The sequence below is a fragment of the Paludisphaera mucosa genome (assembly GCF_029589435.1).
In the GTDB taxonomy this organism is placed as follows: Bacteria; Planctomycetota; Planctomycetia; order Isosphaerales; family Isosphaeraceae; genus Paludisphaera; species Paludisphaera mucosa.
The window spans coordinates 3,377,645-3,390,318 of record NZ_JARRAG010000002.1; the positions used below are offsets into that span (position 1 = coordinate 3,377,645).

General features: G+C 71.9%; 8 protein-coding genes. All 8 read left to right on the forward strand.

What is annotated here, in order from left to right:
- Positions 1-44 precede the first annotated feature (44 nt).
- The 8 genes from PZE19_RS22750 (at position 45) to PZE19_RS22785 (ending at position 12,659) form a co-directional block, all read left to right on the forward strand.
- Positions 45-878 (forward strand): cytochrome c oxidase subunit II, encoded by an 834-nt coding sequence (locus PZE19_RS22750; RefSeq protein ID WP_277862897.1) that lies wholly within the window; start codon positions 45-47, stop codon positions 876-878.
- Complete coding sequence (locus tag PZE19_RS22755; protein ID WP_277862898.1) at positions 875-2,716, forward strand: cytochrome c oxidase subunit I; 1,842 nt, start codon at positions 875-877, stop codon at positions 2,714-2,716. The genes PZE19_RS22750 and PZE19_RS22755 overlap by 4 nt, the downstream gene beginning before the upstream one ends.
- A gap of 91 nt (positions 2,717-2,807) precedes the next feature.
- Positions 2,808-3,806, forward strand: a complete 999-nt coding sequence (locus PZE19_RS22760; protein ID WP_277862899.1) for a COX15/CtaA family protein — start codon at positions 2,808-2,810, stop codon at positions 3,804-3,806.
- Entirely contained in the window at positions 3,803-4,741 is a 939-nt protein-coding gene (gene cyoE / locus PZE19_RS22765) for a heme o synthase (RefSeq protein ID WP_277862900.1), read from the forward strand. Before PZE19_RS22760 ends, cyoE begins: the two co-directional genes overlap by 4 nt.
- A 24-nt stretch (positions 4,742-4,765) precedes the next feature.
- The gene (locus PZE19_RS22770) at positions 4,766-5,719 is read left to right on the forward strand and encodes a cytochrome c oxidase subunit 3 (RefSeq protein ID WP_277862901.1); all 954 of its coding nucleotides are present in this window, start codon (positions 4,766-4,768) and stop codon (positions 5,717-5,719) included.
- Between the two features lie 38 nt (positions 5,720-5,757).
- Positions 5,758-6,177 (forward strand): cytochrome C oxidase subunit IV family protein, encoded by a 420-nt coding sequence (locus PZE19_RS22775; RefSeq protein ID WP_277862902.1) that lies wholly within the window; start codon positions 5,758-5,760, stop codon positions 6,175-6,177.
- A gap of 112 nt (positions 6,178-6,289) precedes the next feature.
- Positions 6,290-7,444, forward strand: a complete 1,155-nt coding sequence (locus tag PZE19_RS22780) for a DUF420 domain-containing protein (protein ID WP_277862903.1) — start codon at positions 6,290-6,292, stop codon at positions 7,442-7,444.
- Positions 7,445-7,754: 310 nt separating this feature from the next.
- Positions 7,755-12,659, forward strand: a complete 4,905-nt coding sequence (locus PZE19_RS22785; RefSeq protein ID WP_277862904.1) for a Calx-beta domain-containing protein — start codon at positions 7,755-7,757, stop codon at positions 12,657-12,659.
- Positions 12,660-12,674 lie beyond the last annotated feature (15 nt).

Sequence of the window (12,674 nt, forward strand, 5' to 3'; positions counted from 1 at the left end):
CGCGGCGACCGGGGACGCCGGACCGTGCGTGGGAGCCTCATTTTTTGCGATACTGGAGCCTGATCTTCGCCCTCGCGGCCGCGTTCAGCGTCGGGGCCTTCGCCTACGCGCCGTTCTCGGCCGACTGGTGGCTCCCCAACCCGGCCGGCGAGCCCCGCCACGTCGTCTCGACGTTCGGCCGGGAGATCGACGCGCTGTTCGTCATCATCCTCTGGCTGACCGGGGCGGTGTTCGTGGGCACCCACGCGGCCCTGATCTGGGCCCAGTTCCGCTACGCCGACCGCGTCGACGCCGACGGCAAGCCGGCCCGGCCCGCCCAGTACTTCCACGGCAGCCAGCGGCTCGAGGTCGTCTGGACCATCATCCCGGCCGGCATCCTCGTCTTCCTGGCGCTCTACCAGATGGACACCTGGGCGAACATCAAGTTCCGTTCGGCCGCCCCCCGGACGCCCGTGCTCGCCGAGCTGACCGGCCGCCAGTTCCAGTGGATGATGAAGTATCCCGGCCCCGACGGCCGGCTCAACACGCCCGACGACCTCTTCACGGTGAACGACCTGCACTTCGTGAAGGACCGGACGGCCCTCATCCACCTGAAGTCGGCCGACGTGATCCACTCGTTCTTCCTCCCCCAGATGCGGATCAAGCAGGACGCGGTCCCCGGGATGACCATCCCGGTCTGGTTCGACTGCGACCGCGCGGGCCGCTACGAGCTGGCCTGCGCCGAGCTCTGCGGCTGGGGCCATTACAAGATGCGCGGCGACGTCGTGGTCCACGAGACCGAGCGGGAATTCCAGGAGTGGCAGGCGGCCAAGCTCGCCGAGCAGGGCCGCAGCCAGCTCGCGACCGCCCCGGGCGACCCGGGAGGGGATGAGAAATGAGCGCGGAACCGACCGTCGCCGGCGTCGGCGGCCCGATCGTCGCCCACCCCGACCAGGGCGAGGGCGAGCACGCCCACCCGGGGGCCACGAACCTCCTGACGAAGTACGTCTTCTCGACCGACCACAAGGTCATCGGCGTGCAGTTCCTGTTCTCGAGCCTGGTCTTCTTCGCGATCGGCGGGGCGCTGGCGATGGCGATCCGCTGGCAGCTCGCCTGGCCCTGGAAGCCGATGCCGATCCTGGCGAAGTGGCTCTGGTCGGCCCCCGCGCTCGGCGGCCAGATGCCGCCCGAGTTCTACAACAAGCTGTTCACGATGCACGCCACGATCATGATCTTCTTCGTGGTCATCCCGATCCTGACGGGGGCCTTCGGGAACTTCCTGATCCCCCTGATGATCGGCGCGCGGGACATGGCGTTCCCCAAGCTGAACATGTTCTCGTACTGGATCATGTGGCCGGGCTTCGTGCTGGTCGTCTGGTCGTTCTTCGTCGAGGGGGGATCGGCCGAGGCCGGCTGGACGAGCTACCCGCCGCTCTCGACCCAGCCCCGCGCCGCGCCCGGGTCGCTCAACGGCCAGACGCTCTGGCTGCTGGCGCTCCTGTGCGCCGGGATCTCGTCGCTGACGGGCTCGATCAATTACATCACGACGATCGTGATGCTGCGGTCGCCGGGCATGAAGATGCTGCGGATGCCGATGACGGTCTGGGCCCTGTTCATCACGGCCCTGCTCCAGGCCTTCGCGCTGCCGGTGCTGACCTCGGCGCTCCTGATGCAGACGCTCGACCGGGTGGCGGGGACCAACTTCTTCAGCCCGGTCGCCGGGGCCGTCGCCAACGCGCCGGCCGTGGTGGGGGGCGGGGCCCCGCTGCTCTTCCAGCACCTCTTCTGGTTCTACTCGCACCCGGCCGTGTACGTCATGATCCTGCCGGGCATGGGCATCGCGTCGGACGTGATCTCGACGTTCTCGCGGAAGCCGCTCTTCGGCTACAAGCCGATGGTGGTGGCGATGGCGGCGATCGCCGGCCTGGGGTTCATCGTCTGGGGCCACCACATGTTCCAGTCGGGCATGAACCCCGCGCTCGGGGCGACGTTCATGCTCTCGACGATGATGATCGCGCTCCCCTCCGCCATCAAGGTCTTCAACTGGATCGGCACGATGTGGGGGGGCCGGATCCAGTACACGTCGGCGATGCTCAACGCCATGGCCTTCGTGTCGATGTTCATCCTGGGCGGCCTGTCGGGGATCTTCATGGCGGCGACGCCCGTCGACATCCACATCCACGACACCTACTTCATCGTCGGCCACATCCACTACGTCCTCTTCGGCGGCAGCACGTTCGCCATCTTCGCGGGGACGTATTACTGGTTCCCCAAGATCTTCGGCCGGATGATGAACGAGAAGCTGGGGTACGTCCACTTCGCGCTCTCGTTCCTGTTCCTGAACGGGACCTTCCTGTTCATGCACATCGTCGGCTGGCACGGCCACATGAGGCGGATCCCCGACCCCACGGTCTACGAGTTCCTGCGGGCGCCCGGCATCGTCTGGATGAACCAGTTCATGACGATCTGCGCCTTCGGCCTGGGGCTGACGCAGTTCCTCTTCGCCGGCAACTTCTTCCACAGCCTGTTCGCCGGCCCGATCGCCGGGCCCAACCCGTGGAAGGCGAACTCGCTGGAGTGGACGACGCCCTCGCCGCCGCCGCACTACAACTTCAACACGCTGCCGCAGGTCTACCACCCGCCCTACGAGTTCAGCGTGCCCGGGGGCGAGGACGACTTCCTCCCCCAGACCCGTCCCCTGCCGCCCAACATCACCCTGGACCCGGTCATGGCCTGAGCCGCGACCCGGCCCGATCCCGACCGTCCCCGGCCTCGATCCCCCGAAAGACTCCCCAACGGCGACGCCCGCGGTCGCCAGGCCCGATCCCATGACGAACCCGAACCCGAACCCGGATCTCGATCCCGACCGCGTCCCGGCCTACCGCCGCGCCCCGCACTGGGCGGCGGTGCTGGCGGCGGTCTTCACGCTGCCCCTGCTGATCCTCGGCGGCCTGGTCACCACGTACCGGGTCGGGATGGCCGTCCCCGACTGGCCGACGACGTTCGGCATGAACATGTTCCTGTACAACTTCTGGAACGCCGCCGTCGGCGTCCAGCTCGAGCACGGCCACCGGCTCTACGGCTCGGCGGTCGGGCTGACGATGATCGCCCTGTGCGTCTGGTTCTTCCTGTTCGAGAAGCGAGGCTGGATGAAGGCCCTGGGCGTGACCGCCCTGGTCGTGGTGATCATCCAGGGCCTCATGGGCGGGTTCCGCGTGACGTTGAACTCGACCCCGCTGGCCGCGCTCCACGGCTGCCTGGGCCAGGCCTTCTTCGCCATGACCGTCGCCCTGGCGACGTTCACCGGCCGCGACTGGCTGAGCGACGCGAAGCCCGCCCCCGACTCGAAGGGGATCCGCGGCCTGGCGCTGCTGACCCTGGCCCTCGTCTTCGCCCAGATCGGCCTCGGCGCCTGGGTCCGCCACTTCAGCGGGACGGCCGCGGCCGTCTTCCACGGGGTCGTCGGCACGGCGATCCTCGGGATCGCGGCCCACCTGTTCGTGACGATCAAGAAGAGCGACCCGCCCCGGCCCTCGCTGAAGTCGGCCGCCCGCGTGCAGGAGGTCTTGGCGGGCCTGCAGATCTTGCTCGGCGTGGCCTCGTTCGTCATGCTGTGGCCGTTCGACGGCATGCCGCGCGTGGTGGGCTTCTACCAGGCCGTCGTCCGGACCGTCCACCAGACCAACGGGGCCGTGCTGCTGGCCGCCTCGGTGGTGACCGTCCTGCGGGCCTACCGGCACCTCGGCCCGGCCTCGCTCCGCGAAGCGTCTTCGTCCTCGTCCCCCTCGTCCTCGGCCGTTCCGGCCGATCTGGAGGTCGTCGCTTGAAATCCGCCGCCTCGTTGGGCCAGACGGCCCTCGCCGCCGCCCCCCCCGCCGACGTCGTCGACCTGGACGCCGTGGGCGGCCGGACGTCGGCCTACCTGTCGCTGACCAAGCCCCGCATCGTCCTGCTCGTGGTGATCACGGTGGGCGTTGGGTTCCTGCTGGGGGCCCGCGGCAGCGCCCATCCGACGACCCTGGCCGCGACCCTGATCGGCTCCGCCCTGGTGGCCGGCGGCGCAAGCGCGTTGAACATGTACCTGGAACGCGCCCGAGACGCCCGGATGCGGCGCACCCGGCGGCGGGCCCTGCCCAGCGGCCGACTCGCGCCGATCGAGGCGGCCGCGTTCGGCGTGGCGTTGGGCGTCGTCGGGACGCTCATCCTGCTGGCGGGCGCGAACGCCATGGCCGCCGGCGTGGCGTTGACGACCCTGATCCTCTACGTCTGCGTCTACACGCCCCTGAAGACGATGACGACGCTGAACACAGCCGTGGGCGCGATCCCCGGCGCCCTGCCCGCCGTCATCGGCTGGACGGCGGCCACCGGCACGCTGAGCGTCGAGGCCTGGACGCTCTTCCTGATCGTCTTTCTCTGGCAGTTCCCGCACTTCCTGGCGATCGCCTGGATCTACCGCGAGGATTACGCCAAGGGGGGCATGCGGATGCTGCCCGAGTTCGACCCCCAGGGGGTCGTCACGGGCCGGCAGGCGACGCTCTACGCCCTGGCGCTGGTGCCCGCGGGGCTGCTGCCGACCGTCGTGGGCCTGGCCGGGCCGACCTACTTCTTCGGCGCCCTGGCGTTCGGCCTCTTCTACCTCACGGCCGCCGCCCGCTTCTGGGCCGACGTCAACGACGCGACCGCCCGGCGGCTGCTGCGGGCGTCGTTCCTGTACCTGCCGGCCGTCCTGCTCCTGCTCGTGCTCAACCCCCTGCCCGCCTGACCGCGACCCGAGGTTCCCCCCACGATGGCCCCAGCGGACGCCCCGACGCCCCCCGCCGCCCCGCACGCGGGCCGGGAGCACGCCCACCACTCGGCCGAGGCGGCCCCCGCGCCGGCGACGCCCGGCAAGGTCGCCATGTGGCTCTTCCTGGCGACCGAGATCATGTTCTTCACGGGCCTGATCGGCTCGTACATCGTCTGCCGGGGCGGGAGCCCGCCGACCGCCTACAGCAACCTCTTCCCCCCGACGACCCCGCTGGAGCGGCTCCGCGACGCCCGCGGCGTGGTCGTCGAATCGCCGGGCGGCGACCCGGCGAAGGTCGAGGCGGCGATCGCGAAGGCCACCGGCCGGGGCGAGGAAGCCGTCGCCCAGATCCTCGCGTCCGCCCCCCACGGCGTCGTCAACGGCCTCCCCGCGAAGGCGGCGGACGCCCTGGCCGAGACGCTCGGGACGCTCGGCGCGAGAGCGCAGGTCATCTCGCTGAAGACGTCGAGCTGGCCCAAGCCCTACGACCCCCTGGTCAACCCCCTGAGCATCGACCTGACGACGATCAACACGTTCATCCTCATCTGCTCGTCGGCCACGATGGTCCTCGCGGTCTCGGCGATCCAGCGGGGGCGGAAGGCGCGCTGCTCGCTCTTCCTGCTGGCCACGGTGGTGCTCGGCGGGATCTTCCTGGGCGTTCAGGTCTTCGAGTACCACGAGCTGCTCGAAGGCCGGACCTACCCGCCCGGGATCAGCCCCACGGGGCACTTCCGGCCCGGCGTCAGCCTCTTCGCGTCGTGCTTCTTCACCGTGACCGGCTTCCACGGCCTGCACGTCGCGGCCGGCGTCGTGACGCTCGCCCTGCTCTTCCTGGCCTCGCTCACCGGGCGCTTCTCGGCCCGGAACTTCGCGGCGGTCGAGTACGTCGGCCTCTACTGGCACTTCGTCGACGTCGTGTGGATCCTGCTGTTCACGATCGTCTACCTCGTTTGACCCTTTGGGCCGCACGCCCTCGCCTCGAGGACCGATCCATGACCGAGCCCAACGACGCGACCCCGACCCTCCCGGTCGTCCCCTCGACGCCCGCCCAGGTGGACGCCGCGGCCGACGTCGAGTCGCACGCCCCCTACATGAAGGTGCTGCTCGGCCTGCTCGTGCTGACGATCCTGGAATACGGCTTCGCCCGCGTCTTCAAGGACTCTTCGGGCCCCCTGATCTTCGGCCTGGTGCTGCTGGCCTCGGTGAAGGCGGCGCTGGTGGCCTGGTACTTCATGCACCTGAAGTTCGAGCGGCTCTGGGTGTTCCTGGTGATCGCGCCGGCGTTCGTGCTGGCCCTGATCCTCACCGCGCTGCTCTTCCCGGATTTCGTCATGCGGACCGAGCCGCTCGACGAGCCCGAGCCCACCGCGACGGCCGCCTCGTCGGGCGGGGCGACGCCCGGCGCGGTATGATGACGCCTCCGACCTCCGCTCCCGGGCGGGCCGTCCCGCCTCCTTCCTTCCCTCGACGTCCCCCCCGCGCCCCGGGCCCTCCCCGCGGCCGCCGGGGGTCAGGTGGTGATCCGTGGAATCGGGATATCGACGCGGCGTGCTGATCGTCGTCACGGCCATCATCCTCTCGGGCGGCCTCTGCGCCGCGTGGATCCGCACCGGCGGCCCGCCCGCGCCGGCGGGCCAGGACCTCGGCCCGGGGGCGACCCCGCTGGGATCGTTCTCGCTCGGCGAGCGCTCGGGACGGGCCGTGACCGACGCGACCCTGGCCGACCGGGTCTGGATCGGCTCGTTCATCTTCACCCGCTGCAAGCTCTCGTGCCCGCGGATCACGAGCGTCATGAAGAGCCTGCAGGAGCGGCTGGCGGGCACGGACGTCCAGCTCGTCAGCATCTCGGTCGACCCCGAGCACGACACGCCCGAAGTGCTCCGCGACTACGCCGACCGGTTCGGCGCGGACCCTTTCCGCTGGTGGTTCCTGACCGGTCCCCGCGACGCCATCCTGGCGATGATCCACGACAAGTTCCACCTGACCGCCATGACCAACCCCGCGCCGGCGGCCGACGGCAGCGACGAGGCCGTCATCCACAGCGACCGCCTCGCGCTCGTCGATCGCGGCAAGGTGCTGGGCCTGTTCGAGTCCCAGGACGCTCAGGCCCTCGACAATTTGGTCGCCCGGGCCCGCCGGCTGGCCTCGCCCCGCTGGGTCCGCGCCCTGCCGGCGGTGAACGCGACCCTCAACGGCCTCTGCACCATCCTGCTGCTGGCCGGCTGGCTCGCCATCCGCCGCCCGGGGAGCCCCGCGGTCGTCGCGGTCGCCGAGGGCGACGCCCTGGCCCAGCCGACGGCCCCCTCGCGACTGGCCTCCCTGCTCGGCGACCCGGCCACGCGCGGCCACCTGCTGGCGATGGGGATGGCCGTGCTGACCTCGGCCGTGTTCCTGGGCTGCTACCTGCTCTACCACTACCTCGCCGGCAGCATGCGGTTCCCGGGCGGCGGCGGGCTCCGCTGGCTCTACCTGACGATCCTGACCTCGCACACCCTGCTGGCGACCTTCTTCGTCGTCCCCCTCGTCGTCCTGACCCTGCTGAGGGCCCTGCGGGGCGACTTCGCCCGGCACGTCCGCGTGGCGCGGGTCGCGTTCCCCATCTGGATGTACGTCTCGATCACCGGGGTCGTGATCTACCTGATGCTCTACCAGCTCCCGCTGGCGACCGCCGCCCCCTGAACCGGCCCGCGCTTGACACAAGTCCAGGGCCCGGGCCGTACTCCATCCACGCACCAAAGAGCGCTTGACGGGAAGGATCCGGCGATGGGACAATCGGACAGAAGTCGTTAGGTCGTCGCGGCCGGCGGGGAGATGTCGATTCCGGGAAACATCTCGGTCGGAAGCGATCTTTTCGACGCCGGCTTCGTAACATAGTCCTAAGAAACTGGGCCGAGTCGCGTCGAACCACCGTGCCGGCTCGTCGTCCGGCCGGGTTCTCGGGCCCCGAAGGCCGCGCCCGCCCCCCTGACAACTTTCAGAATCGACCTCCATGCGTCTCACGCTCCCTCTGCGACGCGGTTGGGGACGTCCTCCCGGGCGCCGGGCGGGGACGCCGCGGCTGGAGTACGTCGAACGCCGGGTCCTGCTCTCGACGTTCACGGTCGAGACGGCGGCCGACGACGGCCCCGGGTCGCTGCGCTGGGCGATCACGCAGGCGAACGCCGACCTCGACGCGGGGCCCAGCTCGATCCGGTTCGCCATCCCGGGCTCCGGCCTGCAGACGATCCGGCTGCAGTCGCCGCTCGCCCCGATCACGCGCCCGGTGCTGATCGAGGGCCGGTCGCAGCCGGGTTACACCGGGACGCCCCTGATCCGCCTCGACGGCTCCTCGGCGCAGTCGAGCGGCTCGTACGGGCTGGTCGTCGCGGGGGGCGGCAGCCTGGTCGCCGGCCTGGCGGTCACCGGCTTCTCGGGCGCGGGGATCCTGCTGACCGGGCCCGGCGGCGACTTCGTCGAGTCCAGCTACGTCGGGCTCGTCCCCGGGATCCCGGGGGCCGCGGCGAACGGCGAAGGGATCGTGGTCCTGGGCTCCTCGAACAACACGATCGGCGGGCCCGCCGGCCAGGGGAACGTGATCTCGGGCAATCGGGGCGCGGGCGTCCGGGTCGCGATCGTCACGCCGGGCGACTCGACGGGCAACGCCATCACCGGCAATTTGATCGGGACCGACGGGGCCGGCGTCTTGGCCGTCGGCAACGGCCAGGACGGCGTCGTGTTCGCGGGCGCGAGCTACGGCCGGATCACGGGGAACGTCGTCTCGGGCAACTTCGGGAATGGGATCACGCTGAACGGTCGCGCGACCGGGCACGTGATCCTGGGCAACGTCGTCGGGCTGACGGCCGACGGCCAGGCCGCGCTGGGGAACAACCGCGACGGGATCCTGGTCGACGACGCCCCCGGGAACGTGATCGGCGGGCTGGTCGCGGACGAGGCCAACCAGATCTCCGCCAATCGCGGCAGCGGCGTCCGGGCCCGCAACGACTCCGCGGGGCTGCAGGTCCTGGGGAACCAGATCGGCGTCGACGCGACCGCGACGCGGCCGTTCGGCAACCAGGGCGACGGCCTGACGCTGGGCTCGAGCGGCGTGAAGGTCGGCGGCGAGGACTCCGGCGCCGGCAACGTGATCGCCTACAACGGCGTCGGCACGACGGGCGCCGGGGTGCAGCTGGTCGGCCTGGTGAGCGGCGACACGATCCTCTCGAACCGGATCTTCAAGAACGCCGGGCTGGGGATCAACCTCAACAACGGCCCGACGCCGAACCACACCCCGGGCCAGTTCATCGGCCCCAACGGCTGGGCGAATTACCCGATCCTGACCTCGGCCGTCACCGACGGCCTCGTGACCTCCTCCGCGGGGAGCCTGACCGGGATGCCCCTGCAGAGTTACACGATCCAGTTCTTCTGGACCGACGCCCCCGACCGATCGGGCTTCGGCGAGGGCGAGCGGCTCCTGGGCTCGACCGAGACGTCGGCCGGCGACGACGGCCGGGCGAGCTTCGCGATCCCGATCCCGTCCTCGACCGACGGCGGGTTCCTGTCGGCCACGGCGACCGACGCGGCGGGGAACACCTCGGAGTTCTCGCAGGCCATCCTGATCCGGCCGTACACCGACCTGGACGTCGCCCTGACGGCGGATCCGACGCTCGCCCCCCAGGGCTCGGCGGTCACGTTCCGGGCCACCGTGACCAACCGCGGCCACCTCACCGCGTCGAACGTCTCGCTGGCGGCCCAGCTCCCCGCGACGGCGGCCGTCCTCTCGTCGACGGGGGTCGGGGGCGTCATGTCCGCCGAGGCGGCCGGGAGCTTCCGCCTCGCGGTCGGGTCGCTGGCCCCCGGGGCGTCGGCCGTGCTGGTCGTCGCCCTGCAGCCCCCTGCCGGCTTCAGCGGCGACTTCACGGGCACGGCGACCGCGACGACCGCCGAGCCCGACTCCCACCCGGGCGACGAATCGGCCGTCGCGACGGCCCGGCTCACGCCCGTCGTCGACGTCGCGGTCGCGCTGGCGAGCGGCCCCTCGACGGCCCTCCGGGGCGACTCGCTCGTCTACGTCCTCTCCGCGTCGAACGCCGGGCCGGGGACTGCGACCGGCGTGGTCCTCACCTTCCCGATCGGGCCGGGGGCGTCGTACGTGGCCGCGACCGGCGACCAGGGGGCCGGGAGGATCGACGGCGGCCGCCTGATCATCGACCTGGGCTCGCTGGGCCCCGGCGCGACGGCGACGTTCGTCATCACCTTGCGGGCCGACGCCGTCGGCGTCTTCGCGTCCACGGCGAGCCTGGCGACCGACGAGTATCAGGCCGACGCCGCGAACGACGCCGTGAGCTTCTCGACCGAGATCCTGGGCCAGGCCGACCTCGCGGTCGCCATGCAGGCCCCTCCCCTCGCGGCCGACGACCACGACCTGGTCTACGCCGTCGTCGTCGCCAACAACGGCCCCGACGCGGCTCGCAACGTCGTCCTGCTCGACCTCATCCCGGCCCTGTCGACCTTCGACGCAGCCTGGTTCGACGGCGGCTCGACGAGCTTCGCCGACGGCATCGTCACCGCCCGGCTCGACGCGCTCGACGCCGGGGCCGCGGCGACCCTCTGGATCCGCGTCCGGCCGACGGCCGCCGCCGGCGCGACCCTGACGAACGCCGCGCGGGCGTCGAGCGACGAGCCGGACTCCGACCCGAGCGACAACGCCGACTGGCGCCGGACCGAAGTCCGCCCCGTCGCCGACCTCGGCGCGACGATCGCCCCCGACTCGCCGACGGTTGTCCAGGGCCAGGCCGCGACGTTCCGAATCCGCGTCAGCAACCAGGGCCCGTCGCCCGAGCCCGACGCCCTGCTGACGGTCCCCCTGCCCGACTGGGCCGTCCTGGCCTCGGCCGTCGCCACCCAGGGAGGCCCGGCGACGGTCGCGAACGGCGTCGTCGGGTTCCGGCTGGGGACGCTCGCCGTCGGCGGCTGGGCGGAGGCGACGATCGCGCTGACGGCCCGGCCCACGGCCGCCGGCCCGCTCATCCTGACCGCGAACGTCCAGGGCTGGGACATCGACTTCAACCCGGCCGACGACACGGCGAGCGCCGTCGTGACGGGCCTGCCGGCGGCCGACCTCGCGGTCTACGTCACCCCTCCCCCCCTGGTCCACGAGCGGTCGACGTTCCAGTACACGCTCACGGCGGCCAACCTCTCGCCCCTGGCGACGGGCGGCGTCCAGCTCGCCGCGCCCCTCCCGGCGGGGGTCGAGTTCGTCTCGGCGGTCGCCAGCCAGGGCGCCGCGCCCGTCCTGGACTCCGGCCGCGTGGTCGCCAACCTGGGGGACCTCGCCGGGTCGTCGACGGCCGCGATGACCATCACGGTCCGGCCGACGTCGCCCGCCGGGACGGCCCTGCTGCTCTCGGGCGTCGCGACGAGCGACCTCCCCGACCCGGCGTCCGGCAACGACGTCGGCCGCTACGCCGTGTACGTCGCGCCGGCCGTCGACCTCATGGTGCGGCTTCAGACTTTGCAGCCCTCCGTCGAGCTGGGCGGGGACGTCACCTGGGTCGCCCAGGTCTGGAATTCCAGCCCCACGACGGCCACGGGCGTCGACCTGAGCATCCCCTTCGAGGCTTGCGGGATCTTCGTCGGGTCGGCGACGACCCAGGGCTCGGTGCAGGCGTCCGCCAGCCTGATCACGGCGGCCCTCGGGACGATCGGGCCCTGGGGGAACGCGACGGTCGCCTTCGTCCTGCGCCCCCAGGCCGTCGGCCCCGCGGTCCTGACCGTTTTGGCCGCCGCCGACCAGTTCGACTCCGGCCCCGACGACGACCGATCGACGGCCGCCCTCAACGTCCTGGAGCCGCCCGGGACGCTCCAGTTCGCCGTCCCCGCGGTCGCCGTCCCCGAGACGGCGGGTTTCGCCTACGTCCCGGTCCAGCGCGTCGGCGGCGCGCGGGGGACCGTCACGGTCCGCTACCGCACGACGACCGGGACCGCCTCGCCGGGCGTCGATTACGTGCCGGTCTCCGGGGTCCTGACGTTCCAGCCCGGCCAGACGCTCGCGACGATCGCGGTCCCCGTCCTCGCCTACCCCCACAACCGGGGCGACGAGTCGGTCGCGATCGTCCTGGAAGGGGCGACCGACGGGGCCGTCCTCGGCGGCCTGGCGACGGCGTCGGTCACGATCCAGGACGTCGACCCCGACTACGTCCCGCCCGCCGTGGGCCGCGTCCGGCTGCTGGGCGACCCGAACTCCATCGGCGGCCTGTCCATCGCCTTCAGCGAGCCCCTCGACCGCGCCGCCGCGCTCGACGGCGCGGCGTACACGCTGTACGACCTGGGCCCCAACGGCGTCTTCGGCGACGGCGACGACGCGCCGATCGCCTACCTGGCCCCGGGCTACGACCCGGCGACCCAGACCGTCTACCTGACCCCCGCGGCCCCGATGGCCCTGGGCCGGCAGTACGCCATCGTCGTCCGGGGCGCGGGGCCGGCGGGGCTCGTCGACCTCGCGGGCAACCCGCTGGGCGGCGGGGTCGATTTCGTCGGCCTCTTCGCGCGGGGGACGACGTTGAACTACACCGACTCCAACGGCGACGCGGTGTCGCTCCAGGTCAAGAGCGGCGGCTTCATGGACCTGATCCGCGGCCCCTCGGGCGACGCCCGGCTGCTGACGCTGCAGGGGGCCGTCCCGGGCAAGACCACGCTCTCGGGCAGCGTTTCGAAGCCGAGGGGCCGGGGCGACGGCGTGACGCCCATCGACGCGATCGAGGGCCTGGGCTCGTTCGGCGACGTCCGCGTCAGCCTGAAGAGCCCGCCGTTCATCTCGAGCAGCCTGCCGGCCACCCCCGCCCGCGGCGGCCGCCCGCCCGTCGCGGCCCAGGGCCGGGCCGTCGCCCTCGCGCGGCGGATCCCCGGCGTGAAATGACCGCGACGGCCGACG

Excerpts from the sequence above, each read along its gene's own strand:
- PZE19_RS22755 (WP_277862898.1), top strand. The coding sequence starts at position 875 with ATGAGCGCGGAACCGACCGTCGCCGGCGTCGGCGGCCCGATCGTCGCC.
- PZE19_RS22760 (WP_277862899.1), top strand. The coding sequence starts at position 2,808 with ATGACGAACCCGAACCCGAACCCGGATCTCGATCCCGACCGCGTCCCG.
- PZE19_RS22770 (WP_277862901.1), top strand. The coding sequence starts at position 4,766 with ATGGCCCCAGCGGACGCCCCGACGCCCCCCGCCGCCCCGCACGCGGGC.
- PZE19_RS22775 (WP_277862902.1), top strand. The coding sequence starts at position 5,758 with ATGACCGAGCCCAACGACGCGACCCCGACCCTCCCGGTCGTCCCCTCG.
- PZE19_RS22785 (WP_277862904.1), top strand. The coding sequence starts at position 7,755 with ATGCGTCTCACGCTCCCTCTGCGACGCGGTTGGGGACGTCCTCCCGGG.